The 19,602-nt window shown below is 68.2% G+C and carries 17 protein-coding genes; 7 read left to right on the top strand and 10 right to left on the bottom strand.

The features are described from left to right. Positions 1-32 precede the first annotated feature (32 nt). On the bottom strand, positions 33-2,936 hold the full coding sequence (locus tag AAW51_RS27800) for a PAS-domain containing protein (RefSeq protein WP_083438040.1): 2,904 nt from the start codon (positions 2,934-2,936) through the stop codon (positions 33-35). A 261-nt stretch (positions 2,937-3,197) separates the two neighbouring features. Between AAW51_RS27800 and AAW51_RS03345 the strand changes: the two genes are divergently transcribed. Beyond that, positions 3,198-3,647: an HU family DNA-binding protein gene (locus tag AAW51_RS03345; protein WP_047193479.1), complete on the top strand. Its 450-nt coding sequence runs from the start codon at positions 3,198-3,200 to the stop codon at positions 3,645-3,647. Between the two features lie 67 nt (positions 3,648-3,714). Here the strand turns inward: AAW51_RS03345 and AAW51_RS03340 are convergent, their stop codons facing one another. The 6 genes from AAW51_RS03340 to AAW51_RS03315 all read right to left on the bottom strand — a co-directional run bounded on the left by AAW51_RS03340 (position 3,715) and on the right by AAW51_RS03315 (position 9,561). Further along, positions 3,715-4,113 carry a response regulator gene (locus AAW51_RS03340; RefSeq protein ID WP_047193478.1) on the bottom strand — a complete coding sequence of 133 codons (399 nt, stop codon included), beginning with the start codon at positions 4,111-4,113 and terminating at the stop codon, positions 3,715-3,717. Continuing rightward, positions 4,110-5,594, bottom strand: coding sequence for an ATPase domain-containing protein (locus AAW51_RS03335; RefSeq protein ID WP_053013294.1), 1,485 nt, complete (start codon positions 5,592-5,594; stop codon positions 4,110-4,112). The genes AAW51_RS03340 and AAW51_RS03335 overlap by 4 nt, the downstream gene beginning before the upstream one ends. Positions 5,595-5,692: 98 nt before the next feature. Next, a complete protein-coding gene (locus tag AAW51_RS03330; protein ID WP_053013293.1) occupies positions 5,693-6,844 on the bottom strand; it encodes a PAS domain-containing sensor histidine kinase in 1,152 nt (383 codons plus the stop codon). Further along, a complete protein-coding gene (locus AAW51_RS03325) occupies positions 6,841-8,190 on the bottom strand; it encodes a response regulator (protein WP_083438038.1) in 1,350 nt (449 codons plus the stop codon). The genes AAW51_RS03330 and AAW51_RS03325 overlap by 4 nt, the downstream gene beginning before the upstream one ends. A 111-nt stretch (positions 8,191-8,301) precedes the next feature. Then, positions 8,302-8,694, bottom strand: a complete 393-nt coding sequence (locus AAW51_RS03320) for a ChaB family protein (protein ID WP_238947747.1) — start codon at positions 8,692-8,694, stop codon at positions 8,302-8,304. 42 nt (positions 8,695-8,736) lie between these two features. Then, entirely contained in the window at positions 8,737-9,561 is an 825-nt protein-coding gene (locus AAW51_RS03315) for a nucleotidyltransferase (RefSeq protein ID WP_047193475.1), read from the bottom strand. A 156-nt stretch (positions 9,562-9,717) separates the two neighbouring features. On the opposite strand from AAW51_RS03315, the gene AAW51_RS03310 reads away from it, so the two are divergent. Both AAW51_RS03310 and leuE read left to right on the top strand, forming a co-directional pair. After that, the gene (locus AAW51_RS03310) at positions 9,718-10,476 is read left to right on the top strand and encodes a metallophosphoesterase family protein (protein ID WP_047193474.1); all 759 of its coding nucleotides are present in this window, start codon (positions 9,718-9,720) and stop codon (positions 10,474-10,476) included. Between the two features lie 154 nt (positions 10,477-10,630). After that, positions 10,631-11,284 carry a leucine efflux protein LeuE gene (leuE, locus tag AAW51_RS03305; RefSeq protein ID WP_047193473.1) on the top strand — a complete coding sequence of 218 codons (654 nt, stop codon included), beginning with the start codon at positions 10,631-10,633 and terminating at the stop codon, positions 11,282-11,284. A 65-nt stretch (positions 11,285-11,349) separates the two neighbouring features. Here leuE and AAW51_RS03300 read toward each other — a convergent pair whose 3' ends face one another. Further along, entirely contained in the window at positions 11,350-11,718 is a 369-nt protein-coding gene (locus tag AAW51_RS03300) for a COG4315 family predicted lipoprotein (RefSeq protein WP_047193472.1), read from the bottom strand. Between the two features lie 332 nt (positions 11,719-12,050). Between AAW51_RS03300 and ypfJ the strand changes: the two genes are divergently transcribed. The 3 genes from ypfJ (at position 12,051) to AAW51_RS03285 (ending at position 15,189) form a co-directional block, all read left to right on the top strand. Beyond that, the gene (gene ypfJ / locus AAW51_RS03295; protein WP_047193471.1) at positions 12,051-12,920 is read left to right on the top strand and encodes a KPN_02809 family neutral zinc metallopeptidase; all 870 of its coding nucleotides are present in this window, start codon (positions 12,051-12,053) and stop codon (positions 12,918-12,920) included. A gap of 181 nt (positions 12,921-13,101) precedes the next feature. After that, on the top strand, positions 13,102-14,592 hold the full coding sequence (locus tag AAW51_RS03290; protein WP_047193470.1) for an MFS transporter: 1,491 nt from the start codon (positions 13,102-13,104) through the stop codon (positions 14,590-14,592). Positions 14,593-14,640: 48 nt separating this feature from the next. After that, a complete protein-coding gene (locus tag AAW51_RS03285) occupies positions 14,641-15,189 on the top strand; it encodes a DUF1269 domain-containing protein (protein ID WP_047193469.1) in 549 nt (182 codons plus the stop codon). 60 nt (positions 15,190-15,249) lie between these two features. On the opposite strand, the gene AAW51_RS03280 is transcribed toward AAW51_RS03285, so the two are convergent. After that, positions 15,250-16,251, bottom strand: a complete 1,002-nt coding sequence (locus AAW51_RS03280) for a GlxA family transcriptional regulator (protein WP_047193468.1) — start codon at positions 16,249-16,251, stop codon at positions 15,250-15,252. Positions 16,252-16,492: 241 nt separating this feature from the next. Then, positions 16,493-17,287, bottom strand: coding sequence for a CsgG/HfaB family protein (locus AAW51_RS03275; protein WP_047193467.1), 795 nt, complete (start codon positions 17,285-17,287; stop codon positions 16,493-16,495). A gap of 308 nt (positions 17,288-17,595) precedes the next feature. Between AAW51_RS03275 and AAW51_RS03270 the strand changes: the two genes are divergently transcribed. Continuing rightward, on the top strand, positions 17,596-19,482 hold the full coding sequence (locus AAW51_RS03270; protein ID WP_047193466.1) for a PhoX family protein: 1,887 nt from the start codon (positions 17,596-17,598) through the stop codon (positions 19,480-19,482). Positions 19,483-19,602 lie beyond the last annotated feature (120 nt).

Raw genomic sequence — 19,602 nt, 5'->3', positions numbered from 1 at the left:
CGGCCGCCGTCGCCCACTGCGGTGGCGGCGCCTCAGGTGCCGCCGCCGCGCTCCTTGGCCAGAAAGGCAGCCAGTTCTTCGGGCGGTAGCGGCTTGCTGAAGTAGAAGCCCTGCATCTCGTCGCAACCGTTCTCACGCAGGAAGTCGCGCTGCTCCAGGGTCTCGACACCTTCGGCCACCACCGTCAGGCTGAGGGTCTTGCCCATCGCGATGATGGCGCCGGTGATCGCCCGGTCGGCCGAATCGCTCGCGACTTCGCGGATGAAGGAGCGGTCGACCTTGAGCGCGTCGATCGGGAAGCGCTTGATCTGCGCCAGCGACGAATAGCCGGTGCCGAAGTCGTCGATCGAGATGCGCACGCCCATCTGCTTGATCTGGGTCAGCAAGGCCACCGCCCGTTCGGTGTTGTGCATCACCATGCCTTCGGTGAGCTCCAACTCGAGCAACGCCGGGTCCATGCCGGAGTCGCGCAAGGCGTCGGCGATGTCGTCGAGCAAGCCGTCGTGCAGGAACTGCCGCGCCGACAGGTTGACGGCAATGCACATCGGGGGCATGCCCTGCTGTTGCCAGGCCACGTTCTGCGCGCACGCGGTGCGCAGCACCCAGCGGCCGATCGGCACGATCAAGCCGGTTTGCTCGGCCACCGGGATGAACTGGGCCGGCGACACCGGGCCCAGCTCGGCGTTGTGCCACCGCAGCAGCGCCTCGACACCGGTGATGGCCTCGCTCTGCAGCGCCACCTTGGCCTGGTAGTGCAGCGAGAACTCGCCGCGCGCCAGCGCATTGCGCAGGCCGGTCTCGAGCGCCAGGCGTTCGAGCGACTGGGTCTTGATGTCGGGCGAATAGAACTGGTAGTTGTTCTTGCCCTCTTCCTTGGCCACATACATCGCGATGTCGGCGTTCTTCATCAGCGTCTGGTCGTCCTCGCCGGCCGCGGGGTACATCGCGATGCCGATGCTGGCCGTGACCCGGCAGGGTTGACCGAGGATGGGCACCGGCTCGAGCACCGCGGCCAGGATCTTGCGCGCCACCGTGACCAGTTGCTCGGGCTCCTCGATCTCTTGCACCATCACGACGAACTCGTCGCCCCCCAGGCGAGCGACCACATCGCAGGCGCGCAAACAGCGCTTCAGGCGGGACGAGATCTCCTTGAGCAGCTGGTCGCCCGCCTCGTGGCCCAGCGTGTCATTGATGATCTTGAAGCGGTCGAGGTCGATGAACAACACCGCCAGCTTGCGCTGGTAGCGCCGCGCGCCATGCAGCGCCAGGGTCAGCAGGTCGTGGAACCAGGCGCGGTTGGGCAGGCCGGTGAGGCTGTCGTGCCGGGCCAGATACTGGATGCGCTCTTCGGCCCGCTTTTGCTGCGTGATGTCGCGCCCGACCCCGCGGTACCCGGTGTAGCGGTTCTGGGCATCGTAGATCGGCTCGCCGCTGACCCGCACGTACTGCACGGTGCCATCGGCCCGGGTGCGGCGCACCACCACTTCATGGAAGGGCCGGCGCGCCGCCAACAAGGCCAGGTGCTCTTCCCAATCGCCTTCGACCTCGAAGCCCAGCTCCCACCAGTGCTTGCCCAGCCCCGCCGACAGGCCGCCGTCGTCCCCGTCGTCGCCACCGCGCCCCTCCACGCGGGTGAAGCGAAACTCGGCGTCCTGCTCCCAGAACCAATCGGACGACAGCACCGTCAGGCTGCGAAAGCGCGATTCGCTCTCGCGCACGGCCCGCTCGGCACGCGCGCGTTTGGTGACGTCGGTGTAGAGGGTGACGAAGCCACCGCCGGGCAGCGGCGAGCCGCGCACCTCGATCACGGTGCCGTCCGGACGCTCCCGTTGGAACAGGTGCGGCTCGAAGCGGCTGGCCAGCGCGACGCGCTCGCGCACCTGTTCCTCGATGTCGCCGGGCCCGTAGTCGCCGCGCTCGGCGTTGTAGCGCATGAACGCCGAGAACGGCGTGCCGGGCTGGCACAGCCACTCGGGGAAATCGAACAGTTCACGACAACGGCGGTTCATGCCCACCAGGCGCATCTGCCGGTCGGTGATGCTGATGCCCTGGTCCATGTGCTCGAAGGTGTTCTCCAGCACCTGCTTGCTCTCGCGCAGCGCCCGCTCGGCAGTGGCGCGATCGGTGATGTCGGCATACACAGTGACGAAACCGCCGCCCGGCAGCGGCCGACCGTGGATGTCGAGCACCGTGCCGTCGGGCCGTTCGCGCACGAAGTGGTGGGCCTCGAACTGGCGTGCCTGCTCGACGCGTTCGCGCACCTGGGCTTCGAGGTCGCCAGCCCCATAGTCGCCGCGCGCTGCGTTGTGCCGCACGAACGCCTCGAAGGGGGTGCCAGGCGCGTACAGGGCCTGCGGGAAGTTCAGCAGCTCGCGAAAGCGGCGGTTCACGGCGACCAGGCGCAGCTCGGCATCGAACACGCTGACACCTTCGTCCATCGTGTCGAACATGCTTTCGAGCAAGGTGCTGCTCTGCCGCAGCGCCTGCTGGGTGCGCACGGTCTCGGTGATGTCGCGCGAAATGCCGTGATAACCGAGGAAGCGGCCATCGGGGGCGAACATGGGCAGGCCGCTGGTCTGCAGGTAACGGTCTTCGCCCCGGGCGTTGCGGCGCTTGTAGACGAAGTCGGTGAACTTGCGGCGCGCCTGCAGCAGCGCCCGATGCGGCTCCCAGCTGCCGTTGTCGCTGACGGGCTCGGTGCCGGCGCTCCAGCGCACCTCACCGAGCATCGCCGTAGCGTCGAGACCACTGCGTTCGAGGCCGAGCCCGGCGACATGGGTGAACCGCAGCTCGGCATCCTGCTCCCAGTAGAAGTCGTAGGCCAAGGACACCAGGCTCGCGAGCCGGGAGCTGTCGTGCTCCTGTACCCCGGCGCCCGGCACCACCGCCTCGTCATCGGCCGGAGTGGAGGCACTTGCGCGCTGATCACGAACCATGTTGTCTCACCGCCTGAACTCGCTCTCGACATCGCGGAGGCCGCGACTGTCATCGAATGAATATCTGCGCGACGGCGCTGCCGCAGCGCTAGGGTAAACCCGTTCGCGTCCTCTCAAAAGCGTGCGAAAGGTCCTGCTCAGCGGCCCTCGATACGCGCTGTCGCAGCGACGGCGGCCGCTGCCGCTACACTTCGCCCGCCTCGCATTCCGCAGGCGCCGTGGGCAACCCCTGCGGTGGAATCAAGAGAAAACCTAGCAAACATGAACCGAGTTGAACTGATCGACAAGCTGGCCGCCGAACACGAACTGTCCAAGGCCGCTGCTGGCCGCGTGCTCGACACCTTCGTCCAAACCATCGTCAATGCCGTCAAGAAGGGCGACAGCGTGCAGCTCGTCGGCTTCGGCACCTTCAAGCAGGTGGCCCGCGCCGCGCGCACCGGCTTCAACCCGAAGGAAGGCAAGTCGATCAAGATCGCGGCCACCAAGGTGCCGAAGTTCGTGCCGGGCAGCGCCTTCAAGGCCGCCATCGACCCGAAGGCCGCTGCTCGCAAGGCCGCCAAGGCCGGCGCCGCGCCGGCTGCTGGCAAGAAGGCCGCCGCGAAGCCCGCTGGCAAGTCGGCTGTCAAGACGGCTGCCAAGACGGCAGCGAAGCCCACCGCCAAGCCGGTCGCCAAGAAGGCTGCCGCGAAGAAGGCCGCACGCAAGGCCTGATCTCGTTCGAGATGCTGGCCCTGCGCGACGGCATCCGCCGTCGCGCGGGTCGGCTCCTGGCGGCTCCTCAAGCCGCCCCCCCGGCGCCGCCATCGTGGTCTGAGCCCAGCAGGCTGCGGATCACGCCCAGCAGACGTTCGAAGCGCGCAGGTTTGGGCAGGAACGCGGCACACCCCAGCTGCGACGCCGCGTCGGCGGCCCCCAGCGCGGCACTGCTCATGACGATGGGAATGCCGGCCGTCTGCGGATCGTGCTTCAGGCACCGGCACAGTTCCTCGCCACCCATGCGGGGCATCATCAAATCGGTCACGACCAGGTCGACGCCGCCGGCCCGGGCGAACTGCAGGGCGGCACGCCCGTCGCCCGCCTTCTTGACCTCATAGCCCTCCAGGGACAGCAGCAAGGCCACGGTATCGACGATGTCCGGCTCGTCGTCGACCAGCAAGATGGTCCGGGCGCCGCTCATTCCGGCGTCCCCGTGTCGTCCGGCGTGCCGGCCGCGTCGGGACCAGCGGGTGGGTCGTCGGCCGGCCCGTCGAGCACGAAGCCGGTCTCGGCGATGTGAAACTGCCAGATCACCGGGTCATAGGGGCTTTCGCGCAGTTTCAGCAGCGAGACCAGGCGCCGCATCTGCGCACGCGCAGCGTCGTAGCGCATCCAGACGATGTTCTCGTAGAGCGGCGACATGTAGAGGCGCCGCACCGGTCCGCCGAGCTGGTCGAGGAAGGCGAGCTCCTGGGTCATGCAGGTCGTGACGCCACGGATGCGCAGTTCGTTGGTGAGCGCGGCCATGAAGGGCTGGGCTCGCTCGGGGTGAGGCGCGCCGGCGAGCAGGCCGTCCAGCCCGTCGATGAACACTCGCTGCACGCCACGTGCGGTGATGTCGTCGAACAACTCGAGTGCGAGGCGATCGAGCGACAGCTCGATCGGGGCATGCCAGAGTACCGACAAACCGCCGCTGGCCACGGCCTGGCTCAACTGCATGCCGGCCCGGTCACCGCGAGCGAGCAGCCGCTCGGGCGACTCGTAGAAGCCGAGCACCGCGCACTTTTCTCCGCGCCGCAGTCCCTCGGCCAGGAACTCCAGGCCCATCAAGGTTTTGCCCGCGCCGGGCGGGCCGACGATGTGGGTGATCGAAGCGCGCCTGATGCCCTGGCGCGTGATCTGCCCGAGCAGGGTGGCGCCGAGCTCGAGGGGTTCCGGGTTGGCGGGGGCCGCCGCGACTTCGCTGCGCCGCTGGCCTTCCAGCCGCGGATAGACCTCGACCCCCTGCCGCGTGATGGCGAACACGTGTTGACCCAGCAGGTGCGGCCGGCCCCGCAGCTTGTACACCTGCAGCAGGCGTGTCGTGCGAAAGCTGTGGTGGAACTGGGACAGCTCGAGCACGCCGTCGACCACCGTGTGTTCGGCTTCGGAACCGACGCCCGCGGCCGGTGTGAGCAGCAGCGTGGTGCAACCGGTCGCCGTGCTCAACGAGCTGAGCCGGTGCAGGAACTTGGCCAGATCCACATCGCGCTCCACCATGCCGCGCACGGTGCGAAAACCGTCGAGGATCAACAGCGCCGGCCGGTGCTCGTTCAGACTCGCACCAACGAGCGCCAGCAAGGCGTCGGGTCCGCCCGACTCGAGGTCGTTGAAGGCGTTGAGCAGCACGAATTCACGGCCGACGACGCGGGCGTCGAAAAAACTCAGGCTCGCCAGGTGGCGCAGCAGCTTGCCATGCGATTCGGCGATCAGCGTGAGGAACAGCACCTGGTGCCCTTGCGCCGCCAGCCGGAAGCCGGTTTGCGCCGCCAGCACGGTCTTGCCGGCACCGCCCACGCCTTCCACCATGTACAAGCCGCCGACCGGCAGCCCGCCGCCGAGCAGCGTGTCCAGTCCCTGGACACCCGTCGGCAACAGGTCTGCCGCCCTGTCGTCGGGCGGCCGCTCACGCTTCGCGTCCATCCACATCCTCCTAGCCGGGTCTGCCCGCACGGGCCGTCGCTCCTGCGAGGAGCAAGCGCCGCTCCTTGTGCTGCCGCGGCGAGACGGGTGTGCGGGTGTCAGACGGCCCCAGGCCTGGGCTCCCGCATCGGCAGCCGCACGGTGAACTCGCTGCCTTTGCCTCCGCCCTCGCTGCGCACCTCCACCGTGCCGCCGTGGGCGTGCACCAGGTCTTTGACGAGCGACAGCCCGACGCCGAAGCCCCCCTCGGCCTCGTCCGGCGCACCCTGCGTGAACAGGTCGAACACCCGTGGCAGCAGCTCGGGCCCCATGCCGCGGCCGGTGTCGCGCACCCGGATCACCGCGTCGGGCCCCTCGATCGCCAGCTTGAGCCAGATGCGGCCGTGCTCCGGGGTGTACTTGATCGCGTTGTCGAGCAGGTTGAACACCACCTGTTGCAGCCGTTCGGGGTCGGCCTGCAGTTCGACGCTCGTCTCGGGCAGCAGCACCTGCAATTCCTGCTGCTTGCCCTCGGCGTGTGCCCGGGACGCCTCGGCGCACAGCTGCAGTTGGGCGTTCAGGTCGAGACGCTCGACCGCCAGGGTCAGCTTGCCGGCCGCCGCACGGGCCACCTCGGTGAGGTCTTGTGCCATGCGGCCCAACAGTTCGAGCTGCCGCTGCACCAGCGAGAGCGGGAAGCGCAGCTCGGCCGGGTTTTGCGTTCGGCGGATCAGCTCGGCCGCATTGCGCAACGGCGCCAGGCTGTTGCGGACTTCGTGGGACAGCCGCGCGAAGAACACATCCTTGTGCCGGTGCGATTGCTCGAGTTCCTCGATGCGGTGCTCCAGGGTTTCGATGCGAGCCCGCAGATCGGTGCGGTCCCGCATGATCTTGCCGTAGCCCACCAACTCGTTGCGTTCGTCGCGCAAGGCCATGATGGTGCCGCTCAGCCAGATGCGCGTGCCGTCGTGGCGCACATGCCAGCGGTCGTCTTCCTCGACGCCGCTGACCGAGGCTGCGAGGCGCTCGAAACGATCGGTACGGCGCTCGACGTCCTCCTCCGTGAAGATCAGCGAGATCGGCTGCCCCAGCACCTCGGCTTCACGGTAGCCGAACACATGTTCGGCCGCCCCGCGCCAACCCACGATGGTGCCGTCGACATCGAGCAGTGCCACCGCATGCTCATGCGTTTGCGCCAGGAACAGCTGCAGCAGCCGTTCGGCGAGCGCCTCGAACGATGCAGTGGGGGGGGCGGGAGGACGGGCCATCATGAAGGTGGGTGTGGCAGTTCGGCGGCCTCTTGCGCAGCACTGCGGCGCTGCAACACGCGGTCGATTTCCTTTTGCATGAACGCGAGGTCGAACGGCTTGGGAACGAAACCTTCCATTCCGGCTTGTTGTGCGGCCAGCCGGTCCGCGTCGGTCGCGCGGGCCGTGGCGGCGACGATCGCGATGTGGGGAAGCCCGCCCTGGCGCTCGAGCTCACGGATCTGTCGGGCCGCTTCCAATCCATCCATCACCGGCATGTCCAGGTCCATCACGATGAGAGACGGCGTATTCTGCTGGCAATGTTCGACCGCCTCACGACCATTATTGGCGACGTCGACCTCGAAGCCGAACAAGTGGAGGATCTCGGTCGACAGGATTTGGTTGACCAGGTTGTCTTCGACTAACAACACCCGCGGTCGTCGCTCGAGCGCCATCTGCGGCGCCGTGCACGCGCGCAGCATCTTGCGCGCGTTGGCCAGGGCACGCACGGTGATCTGGTGGAGTTGATGCGGGCTGAAGGGGCTCGCGAAGACCTGGACGCGGCCGACGCGGCCTCGTTCATCTGTCTGCACCGTCGCGTGGGACAGCAGCGTGGCGAACACGGCCGAGGCGGGGGGCAGGCCTTCGGCAAATGCGGCCAGATCCGCAGTCACCACGCGGTACCGCTCGGCGCCCACCACCATCTCGGGCGCCACCCCGCTCCTGCGGTACCTCTCGCGCGCCGCATCGACGGTGGGCAGCAGCTGCACCTGCCAGCCCAGCCGGTGCAGTCGCCGCACGATGGATTCGTAGATGATCGGTGGCTCGCCCAGCAGCCAGGCCGACAGCCCGTGCTCGGCGGCAGACGTGATGTCTTCCGTCAACCCCTTGCAGGGCAGCAGCACGTCGGCCCGCACCACACGCCCTGCTTTCGGAACGTCACCGACGATGAGCGAGCCCGCCAGGCGCTCGCACACCTGTGCCGCATCGGCCTCGGCCGGCGCCAGATCTTCGCTGAAGCCGCTGGGAGCGGCCTGGATCGCATGGATGAGGCGCTGCAGCACCGGCTCACTGGCCGGCGTGCCGGTGCGCGCCACCTGCATCAGCACCGTGGCGCGTCCCGGCATGTGCGGCACGACATCGACCGAGAAGAACACGCAGCCTTGCCGCAGGGCCCCCACGGCGTCGTCGAGCAAAGGCTCGACGATCTGGCGGATGCGGTCGTGAAAGACCGTCGCATCGAAGCTCGGGCCGCGGTAATCGAAGAAGAAGCCGACCCCTTTGTCGCCGGCAGTCAAGGCCGCAACACGCGCGCAGGACGTCAGGGTTTCACTCAAATCCTGTGCATCGGCGCGAAGGGAGGCATCCATGGGAGGTGTACTGCGGCCCCGACCATCGGGACCGCCTGTTCACCTGATGCAGCAATCCGAATGCCGCTGTTCTGCTGACGCGTTGCCGTGACGGCCAGCAAGGCGTGCCGGTCAACGCTGCCGCTGGGCGATCGCCTGGGCGAGTTGCGACTTGTTCATCGAGGCGCGGCCCGGAATGTCGAGCTGGCGGGCCCGTTCGTACAAGTCCTGCCTGGAATGGCCCATCAGGTCGACGCCGCCGTAGGTTGCGCCCTCACCTCGCCGGGCTGCCGCACCCGAGCGGGCCGCGCGCGGATCGGACGGCCCCTTGTGCGCCTTGGCTTCCCAGTGATCGCCGACTTTCTCGAAACCGTGCTTGAGTGCCGCATACGCGACCCGGCCTGCGCGCTCACCGCTGCCGTAGGCCTGCTCGGCGCTGCGCAGGGTCTTGGCATAGGTGCGCTGCGCCTTGGCCGGCGAGCGCTCCAGCGTGCTCGGCAGGTCGACGCCATATTTCTTGGACATCCGGCTCTCCTTGCGGGGCGACGGCATGCCGCCCCGGGGTGATCAAGGCGTGGGCGTCCGGTCGGGAATCGCCTCGGTCCAGACGGTCACCTCGGTGGGACTCATGTTGCCCAGCGGCGGCAGACGCGGGTCGCGATAGCCCTGTTGCTCCACGTCGTCGAGATACTGCTCGCGCGACAGCAAGGTGCCCCCGCAGAGCTTGTCGCGCGGCGGTGCCGCATGGGTTTCTTCGCGCAGGCACTCGGTCAGATGATCCATCAACCACACCGGCACGATGTCGCGCTCGGCCGGGTAGATGAAACCGAACAGGATCAAGTGGCTCAGCAGCACGCGCCAGTGCGGGCCGAAGCGCGTCAGCAGCCGGCGCCAATCGAGACGCCGGTCGCCGGTGCGCAGCAAATGGGCGATGTCGGCACCGTCGTAGCGTTCACGCTCCATGATGAAGGCACGTGACCAGATCATCTCCTCGATCGGCGACACCTTCACCGGCACACCCAGCACTTCGCTGTCACCGGCATGCTCGAACCAGGCGTCGTCGACCTCGGCGATGCCGTTGCCGGAGTTGAAGATCAGGTCGATGAAGACCGGCCCCTTGTGAACCTTGCCGAGCCAATGGGGATAGGTCAGGTCGGTCTCGTAGCCGGCCGGCCGCAAGACTTCGCCGACCCGGTCGTAGTCGCTGCGGCGGATGAACAAGTCCAAGTCCTTGGTCGTCCGCTCGATGCCGGTGTAGCAGGTGAAGGCGAATGCCCCTCCAAGAAGAAAGGGCACGCGGGACGACGTCAGGGTCTCAAGGACGTCCCTGTAAAACGCCGCGGTGTCCGCGTCGAACTCGCAGGACGATGAAATCAAAGGGGTTTCCGACATCGTGCACTACCAAAAAGCTGTTTGACGGCATTCGAGCAATCGGTGTGCCGCCTCCCTCTCGGCGCCTGGAACAAGCGGCGCTTGCGACCCCCGGCACGCGGCGTGCAGGGGGAGATGGCGAGCGCATCAGGACCCTGCATCTCACAAGGACATCAGATGGTTTCACAAGGAAAAGTCAGGTTCGCCGCGGTCGGGGACCTCCACTGCACCAAAGAATCGGCCGGCACGCTGCGCGAGTTTTTCGCCCACGCGTCGGAAGCAGCCGACGCGCTGCTGCTGTGTGGCGACCTGACCGACTACGGCCTGGTCGACGAAGCCAAGGTGTTGGCCGCCGAACTGGCCACCGTGTCGGTGCCGATCATCGCCGTGCTCGGCAACCACGATTTCGAAGCAGGCCGGCCCGACGACGTGCGGAAGGTCCTGCACGACGCCGGGGTCAAGGTGCTCGACGGTGAAGCGTGCGAGGTGCACGGCGTGGGCATCGCCGGGGTGAAAGGCTTTGCCGGGGGCTACGGGCGCGGCGCATTGGGTCCGTGGGGCGAAGCCGTGATCAAGCAATTCGTCAATGAAGCGATCCAGGAGGCGCTCAAGCTGGAGTCGGCACTGGCCAAGCTGCGCACGCCGCAGCGCATCGCGATGCTCCACTACTCGCCGATCGAGGCGACCGTGAAGGGTGAGCCGGTCGAGATCTTCCCCTTCCTCGGCACCAGCCGCCTGGAGGAACCGCTGATCCGCTACCCCGTGGCCGCGGTGTTCCATGGCCATGCGCACCGGGGCTATCCGGAAGGCAAGACCGTCAACGGCATCCCGGTCTACAACGTCGCGATGCCGCTGCTGCGTCGTACCTTCCCTGACCGCCCGCCCTTCTGCCTGATCGACGTGCCGCAGGAAGAGGCGCAGACCAGCGCCGCCTGAGCGGACGGGCCGCCCCCCGCTCGGGCCGCCCGTGCAGGACCGGCGCGCTTGTAGTACCTTTGGCGCCCCGGCCGGGCCTCGTCAGGTCCTGCCGGGGTATGCGGCCACAGCGCCCGGCGGTCGCCGGGCCCGCAGCCACGGCTCGATCCTCGTCATGTTCTACGGCGTCACCGACCTCACCACCTTCGTGCTGGGCACCATCGTCATCGTGCTGCTACCCGGCCCCAATTCGCTTTACGTCATGTCGGTCGCATCACGCCTCGGCGTGGGGGCCGGTTATCGCGCCGCCTGTGGCGTCTTCTTGGGCGACTTGGTGCTGATGGTGCTGGCGGCCACCGGCGCTGCCTCGTTGTTGCAGGCCACGCCCGCCTTGTTCGCCCTGGTGAAGTACGCCGGCGCCGGCTACCTGCTGTGGATGGGCGTGGGCTTGCTGCGCGCCGCGGCCGCGCGCTGGCGCAGCCGCGGCGACGATACGGTCGGTGCTCCCCCGCCACCGGCCGACACGGGCCGGCCGTTCCGCACCGCGTTGCTGATCAGCCTGATGAATCCCAAGGCGATCCTGTTTTTCGTCTCGTTTTTCATCCAGTTCGTCGAACCGGGCTATGCCTACCCAGCGCTGTCTTTCGCGATCCTGGGCACCGTCGTGCAACTGTGCAGCGCCGCCTACCTGTCGCTGCTCATCGTCGCGGGGGCCCACCTGGCCCGGCAGTTCCGCCGCCGGCGCCGCCTCTCGGCAGCCGCCACCGGCGGTGTCGGCGGCTTGTTCATCGGCTTCGCCGCCAAGCTGGCGAGCGCCAGTCTGGGTTGAGGCAAAGCTCGGCGGTGTCGCGCCCGCCGAGCGGCCTCGTCAGCGTGGCACCGCCGGGCCTTGGCTCATTCCTTGACCACGTGCCAGACGTCGCTCACCTTGTCGCCGCTGCGGTCGCCCGGCTTCTGGTCGGCTTGGTAGAAATAGAGCGGCTTGCCCTTGTAAGCCCATTGTTTGGTGCCGTCGTCCCGCGTCACGATGCTGTAGGGCGCTGCCGGCTGGTCGGCCCGGCCGGCAGCCAGCGGCGGCCACACCGAGGCGCAAGGCCCGTTGCAAGTGCTTTTGCCGCTGTTGGGCGCGTCCTTGTCGAAGGTGTAAAGCGTCTTGCCGTTCGGCCCCACCAGCACGCCGTCGGCGAGTTTGGCCGGCGGCTCTGCCGCACCCGCCACGCCCGCGGCACAGCCGAGCACCAGCGTTCCCAGTAGTCGAGTCATTGTGTGCACCATGTTTCAAGCTCCGAGTTGCAAGGGATGGAACAAGGTCGCACGCGCGCCTGGCGGCGCGCGCACAACCGCAACGGCCCCCTGGCTGGCAGGGCCACTGCGGGGCAGGTCCGATGCACAAGGTAGTCGAAAGCGGGCGCATGCAACGGAACATTCGCAACCGCGTTCAGATGCCGACGCCTGAACCGGTCTTCGGGCCGCCTCACTACCCTTGGTAACCACGACGGAACGTCTTTTGCGTAGCAGCCCACCAGCACCAGGTGGCTGTGACCGGTGGGGTCCGGCGGCCAAGTGCTGACACACGACACGACCCAGGAGGCAACATGAAGTGGGAAGGACACCGGCAGAGCGAGAACATCGAAGACCGCCGGGGGGCTGGCGGCGCGGGCTTTGGCTTGGGCGGCCGGTCGATCGGCATCGGCAGTGTCGTGGTGGCGCTGATCGGTGGTTGGATCTTCGGCGTCAATCCGTTGACGATCCTGAACCTGCTGAGCGGCGGCGGCACGCCCGAGGCGGTGCAAAGTGTCCCGGCCCAGGCGCCGCCTGCCCACGACCGGGCCTCCGCCTTCGTGTCGACCGTGCTGGCCAGCACCGAGGACGTTTGGGCGCAAGTGCTGCAGCAGCATGGGATGAGCTACCGCCCGGCCCGGCTGACCTTGTTTAGGGATGCCACGTCGACCGCCTGCGGCACCGGCCAGGCCGCGATGGGCCCGTTCTATTGCCCAGCCGACCAACATGTCTACATCGACCTCGGCTTTTTCGAAACGCTGGAGCGGCGACTCGGGGCACCCGGGGATTTCGCGCAGGCCTATGTGATCGCACACGAGGTCGGCCACCACGTGCAGCAGTTGCTCGGCGTCAGCGACCGGGTCACGCAGGCGCAGCGCAACAGCAGCGAGGCGCAGGCCAACGCCCTGTCGGTGCGCCTGGAACTACAGGCCGACTGCCTGGCCGGCATCTGGGCCCACCATTCCCAGCAGGCCCGCGGCTGGCTCGAGACCGGCGACCTCGAGGAAGCGCTCAACGCCGCGGCGCAAATCGGGGACGACACCTTGCAGCGGCGCTCGCGCGGCACCGTGGTGCCCGAAAGCTTCACGCACGGCACCAGCGAGCAACGCGCGCGCTGGTTCCGCCGTGGCATGGACAGCGGCTCGTTGCAGCAGTGCGACACCTTCAATTCCCGTGAAGGGTGAGGGCTCACGCCCCGCCTGTCGGGCGCGCGATTTGCCGGCTGCCTAGGACGCTTCAACAGGTGGAGAACGCCGTGTCCGTGCCACACCCCCACTGCCCACTCCGGCCGGCCGCCGTCCCGGCCTCGAGGTCGGCCCCGGTTGACTCGATCCTGACCGCCGCCCTCGGGTGGCGGCTCGCGTGATGTCGCTGCGACCCGTCGAAGAAGTCTCTACCGAGCAGCGGCTCGCGGGGGAAAAGTCGCTCGTGCTCGACGCGAGCTGGGCCAGCGTCACCGGCGCCTTCTCGAGCGGGGTGATCCTGGTGGCGTTTGCGCTGGCCCTCGGGGCCGACCCCTTGCAGGTCGGCCTGCTCGCGGCCATCCCCTTTTTGGCCCAGGCCGCACAGCTGCCGGCCACCTTGCTGGTGGAACGGTTCAGGCAACGGCGCAAGATCGGCGTCGTGTCGATCACCAGCGCACGCGTGCTGATCACGATGATGGCGCTGCTGCCGTTCCTGCCCAGCCTGCACGCCGGGTTGATCGCGCTGATCGCACTGCAGGTGGTCATCGCCCTGCTGCACGCGGTCGGGGCCTGCTCGGTGAACTCGTGGCTGCACCAGTTGATCGCGCCGGAGGAACTCGGCAGTTTCTTCTCACGGCGGTTGTTCTGGGGGACCACGCTGGCCTGCGTGGCGACCTTGGCGGCCGGCTATTTCGTCGAACAGCTGCCGGTGGACAACCGGCTGCATGCCTACGCGCTCTCCTTCGTCGTCGCCGGCGCCGCCGGCTTCGTCAGTTCCTATTTCCTGGGACGCACGCCCGAGCCGTTGATGCACGATGCCGGCCCCGCCGCCACGATGCGCTCGCGCATGCTGGCGCCGTTCCAGGACCGCAACTTCCGCCGCCTGCTGGTGTTCATGGGCGGGTGGAACGTGGCGTCCAACCTGGCGGCCCCGTTCCTCGCCGTGTACCTGATGCAGCAGCTCGAGTACCCGCTGACCACGGTCACCACGCTGTGGGTCACCAGCCAGTTGGCGAACGCGGTCACCCTGTACTTGTGGGGTAGGTTGTCGGACCGTCTTTCGAACAAGGCCATCCTCGCGGTCGCATTGCCGGTCTATTTCGGGTGCACCCTCGCGCTGGTCTTCACCGACGCGGCCGCCGACAAACAGGTGCAGCTGGCACTGATGTTTGCGATCCACCTGGCCATGGGGGTGGCCACCGGTGGCATCGGCCTCGCCACCGGCAACCTCGGCCTGAAGCTGGCGCCGCAGGGGCAGGGCACGTCCTATCTGGCCGCCATCGGACTGGTGTCCGCCTTTGCCGGCGGCATCGCGCCGATTGCCGCCGGCGCCCTGGCGCAGGCGTTTCAGGCCAGCGAACTGTCGGCCGTGGTGCGCTTCGTCTCGCCGACCCAGGCCGGTGAGGTGGCCGTGGTCTCATTCGCCCACTGGGAGTTTCTGTTTGCGCTGTCGGCCATGGTCGGCCTGTATGTGATGCACGCGTTGTCGCGCATCGAGGAAGGCGCCGAAGTCAGCGAACGTGTGGTGATCCAGCAGTTCGCACTGGAAGCCCTGCGCACCGTCAACAACCTGTCCTCGGTGGGCGGTGTGCTGGGCAGCCTGTTCCCGTTCGAGCGGCTGACCGAACGCCGCAAGTTCTGGCGCCCGCGTCCCCCACCCTGGGGCGCCTGACCACGGCCGGTGCCGACCTGCCCCCTCACCCGCCCTCAGGAGACTCCCATGGCAGAACTCGTCGTCGTCGCCTTCGACGACAAGACCCAGGCAGACCTTGCACTGAGCGAGCTGAAACGCCTCGAACAGGACTATTGGATCGACCTGGAAGATGCGGTGGTCGCGCACCGGGGCGCCGACGGCCAGGTGCAGCTGCAGCAGAGCGTCAGCCCGGCCGGGCGAGGCGCCATGTCGGGCGGGTTGTGGGGCGGCGTGTGCGGCGCGCTGGTCGGCTTGTTGTTGCTCAACCCGCTGGTCGGCTTCGCACTGGGCACGGCCGTCGGGGCCGGCACCGGCGCGCTGTCGGGGCAACTGACCGACTACGGCATCGACGATGACTTCATCGGCTCGTTGGCGCACACCCTGCCGCCCGGGGGGTCCGCCGTGTTCGTCTTGCTGCGCCAACTGGAGCCGGACCGTTTGCTGGCGGCCCTGTCGCCCTTCGAGGGCCGCGTGCTGCGGTCTTCGTTGAACCCCGAGCAGGAGGCGCGCTTGCAAGCGGCCCTCGGCAGCACGAGGGGCACGGCGCATGGCAGCTCGGGCGCCGCAACGGTTTGACCCGCCGGGGGCCGGCGCGCATTCCAACGCGTCGCCCCTTCTTTGAGCGCCGCCGTCGCCCTACTCGTCTGCCGGCGGGACCGTGCCCGTTTCGCCGCGCGCATGCAGGCGTATCTCCCGCACACCGCGCCCCAGCCGTCGACGCAGCAAGGCCCGCAGCGTGACGCCGTCGGCATAGCCGACCTCGGCCGCGATCCGCTCGATGTCGTGCTGGCGGGTCTGCAACAGATGCACCGCGCGCTCGACGCGCAAGTCCTGAAAGTAGGACAGCGGCGTCTTGCCCAGCACCTCGGCCATGCGGCGCTGCAAGGTGCGCTTGCTGGTCGCCAATGCGTGCGCGGCGTCGTCGAGCGAGAAGCCGTCGGCCAGGCGTTCGCGCGCCCAGCGCTCGAACCGCTCGACCAGGGCATCGTGGTGCGCAAGATGATCGGGGATCACATAGGCCGATTGCGACGGACGTCCGCTGTCCACCACCAGGTACTTGGCCGTCATCGAGGCCAGTTCCGGGCTGGCACTGCGCACCAGCGACAGGGCCAGATCGACATGGCTGAGCGCCGCACCCGCCGTCAGCGTGGGCCCCGAGCGCACCACCATGCGTGAGGCCTCCAGTGTGACCCGCGGGTAGCGCTGGCGAAACAGCGGCGCGAGCCACCAGCTGGTGGTGGCCGAGCGGCCGTCGAGCAGTCCGGATTCGGCCAATACGAACGTGCCGACACAGGCCGCGGCGGTCTGCGCGCCCTGGTGTGCCCGCTCGCGCAGCCAGCTCGCGGCATCGCGCACGTCGGCCCGCTGCAACGCGGGCTCGAGCGAGGCGGGCATCTTGCATCCGATGGCCGGCACCACCAGCCAGTCTGGAGCCGGTCCGGCGCCGTCCAACGCTGCCGGCACGGTCAGCCCTTGTGAGGTGCGCACCCGCCGCCGCATGCCGACCAGCCGGACCTCGAACCGCAGCGAGTCGATGCCCGCCATCGGCGCCAGTTCATTGGCCATGGCCAAGGCATCGAGCACGGTGGACAGGCCGGTGTCGAACACACCGTCGAGCGCGAGCACGTCGATCTTCATGGCGCGGACGATATCAAGATGTCATAAGCGACCATGGGCAGTGAGCCGACCGCGAGGCGCATCTGGAAGGGCCGAACGCGCAAGCCCCGATGACGCGCGCGCCGGACTTGCTGGCCCGCCCCGCCCGTCATCGAACGGATCGACGTGCTCGGGCTGAAGCACCGCCTGAGCAAGCTCACGCGGAACGTCTGGTGAATGCGGCGTACGAGCGCTGAACCGGGGGCGAACGGGCCCTTGCGGTTCAGTCCGCCGTCTTGGCCCGGGTCGCCACCGGCGGCGGCAGATCTTTGGCGGCCAGCTCGCGCACCTGCGTGACGAGCTTGTTGTGTGCGTCGAAGAAGGCCGCCGCGATCACCTTGCCTTCGTTCGTGTTGCTCCAACCCATGCCGCCCGCGCCGCCCAGTTTGCCGAAGGCCAGCCCGCCGAGACCGAGGTCGGTGGTGCGGGCAGCCCCGGTGGCGGCGGCAAGCTGTTCGGTGGTTTCGTTGTCGGTCAGCATGAGGGCCACCTGGGCCTCCTTGAACTTGACCTGCTCGGCAAACCCGGCCATGTTGCGCAGCACCGGGATGGACGCGATGATGCCGCCCAGGCCACGGCCGGCGTCCTGCTCGCTGAAGGTCAGGCTGGGCACCAGCGTGTACTGCGCTTCGTAGCCCTTGCCCTTGGCCACCGTCGACGCCGAGCGCAAGATGCCGGCTTCTTTCAGTTCCTGCTCCTGCACCGTGCCGCGCAGGCCGGCCGCCCGGTCGACCACCCTGAAACAGCCGCTTTGCTGCGCGATCAGCTTGATCAACGGCACCGGCGACGACGGCAGCCGGTAGTTGCTGTGCATCGTGTAGCCGTCCGGGTTCTCTGCCAGGGCCAGCGTCGCGACCGGTGCGCTGCAGCGCACCAATTGGCTATCCGCGCCTTGCGCGCCGGCCGGGCCGGCCGAGCCGGCCACCACCGAGCCGCCCTGCCCCAGTTCGGTCTTCTTCTCGCCACATCCGGCCACCATGGCCGCGGCCAGCAGCACGACGAGGGCTGCGGTTTTCATCTGATCTTTGTTTGCTGCGCGCACTGCGGCTCCCCGATGACCGACCGGCCGCCGTGGCGGCACGGCGCCCGAAATACTTGTTTCATGTGTGCATGACCGGCCGCCGTGGCGGTGACCGGTTCGGGGCGCAGGATGCCCGGCCGAGGCGGCGCTGGCAATACCCCGGACTAGGGATATGAACCGTTCGTCGGCCCGCGCGGGCCGACTGGAGGTCGGGGTGCGCACAGCGCCAGCGGCGCATCTGACACACGGGCTTCATATCCGCTGACTAGCATCCGGCCGCTCGATCCCCACAACAAGGAACCGCGATGTCCTATATCACCGACCGCCTGCGCGCCGAGTTCGCCGCCGCGATGGGCCGCAAGGAATCCGCCGGCACCGTGCCGGGCCAGATGTTCGAAGACGTGCTGCGCGACGCCCAGGTGCAGCGGCGCAGCCTGCTGAAAGGCTCCCTCGGCGCCACCATCGCGGCCGCCTTCGGTTCCGGACTGTTGACCGCCTGCGGCGGCGGTGATGACGATGATGCCGCCCCGGCTCCGGCGCCCGCGCCCGGCCCGGCCCCCGCCGACAGCTACGACGTCACCTTCTCGAAGATCGACAAGGCCACCGGCGCGCAGGTGGTCGTGCCGGCCAATTACACCGTCGAGGTGATGTATGCCGCTGGCGACGCCTGCGTCGCCGGCTCGGCCGCCTTCGCCGGGAGCTTCTTCGGCTCCGGCGACACTGAAAAGATGGCCGGCGGTCAACACGACGGCATGCACTTCTTCGAGATTCCGGGTGTCGACCCCAACAAGGGCGGCCTGCTCGCGATCAACCACGAGGCACCGGAAGTCGCCGTGCTCTTTCCGGCGCTGTTCGAGTTCAAGCCGGAGACGGCGACCGCCGAACAGAAGAAGCTGGCCCTGTCGTCGGTCGGCGTCTCGGTGATCGAGGTCGCCGTCGGTGCCGACGGCAAGTGGGCCGTCAAGAAAGACTCGAAGTACAACAAGCGCTACACCGGCAACTCGACCTACAACGTCAGCGGCCCGGCCAAGTCGGCGGTCGGCAACACGGTGATCGGCACGCTGAACAACTGCTCCAGCGGCCACACGCCGTGGGGCACCTATCTCACCTGTGAAGAAACCACCAACAACTACCTCGACCCATCGCAAGCCGAAGAAGGCTATGGCTGGGTGGTCGAGATCGACCCGCTGGGCCAGTTGTCCGGCCTGCCGGTCAAGCGGACCGCGCTGGGCCGCTTCGACCACGAGAACACTGCCTACCTGATGGGCGCCGACAACCGCGTCGCGTTCTACCTCGGCGACGACTCCACGCCCGGCTGCGTCTACAAGTTCGTGCCCAACGGCAAGGTCGACCTGAACAACCGCGCCGCCAACGCCAACCTGCTCGACGACGGTGTCCTCTACGCGGCCAAGTTCAATGCCGATGGCACCGGCCAGTGGCTGCCGCTGGTGCAGGGCCAGAGCGGCCTGACCGCGGGCGCCGTCGATCCCGGCAACGAGACGCAGGGTGCGGCAGACGATGAGACGATCGACTTCCTGACCCAGGCCGACGTGTTGCTCAACACCAAGGCCGCTGCCCGGGTTGCGGGCGCGACGCTGATGGACCGCCCGGAATGGGTCACGGTGGGCCTGGACAAGAAGATCTACATGACGTTGACGAACAACGGCGGTCGCACGGTCACCGACCCGGCCAACCCGCGCGTCAGCAACAAGCACGGCCACATCGTGCAGTGGACCGAGGCCGGCGATGCGCCGACCGCCACCACCTTCAAGTGGGAACTGTTCCTGCTGGCCGGCGACCCCAGCCTGGCCGAGGACAACCTCAAGGGCAACATCGTCGGCGACACGTTCTCGAGCCCGGACGGCCTGCGCGTCGACCCGCAAGGCCGTCTGTGGGTGCAGACCGACGCCAGCACCAGCGCGTCGACCACCAGCGTCTTCGGCAACAACGCGATGTACTACGTCGACCAGAAGAGTCGCGCGTCGCGCCGCTTCCTGGTCGGCCCTGACGGCTGCGAGATCACCGGCCTCGCCTACACGCCGGACCTGAAGACCTTCTTCATCAACATTCAGCACCCGTCCTCCGCGCTCGGCGCGTGGCCGTCGAACCAGCCGGGGCAGAACCCGATCCTGCCGGGCCGCTCCGCGACCATCGTCGTGCGTCACAAGGAAGCCAAGCCGGTCGGCGCCTGATCGTCCGCCAACGAGAGTGCCCGGGCCTCGCCGGGCACTCGCGGCCGCCTCGGGCCGCCCCATCACCGGCCTAAACGCCCTGTTGCGCTTTTTGCGCAGCAGGGCGCTTCCGTTTCTTCT

Origin of the sequence: Caldimonas brevitalea (genome assembly GCF_001017435.1) — a bacterium.
Taxonomy (GTDB): Bacteria; Pseudomonadota; Gammaproteobacteria; order Burkholderiales; family Burkholderiaceae_C; genus Caldimonas; species Caldimonas brevitalea.
The sequence above is the reverse complement of the archived record's forward strand: the minus strand, read 5'-3'. Positions and strand labels throughout refer to the sequence as shown.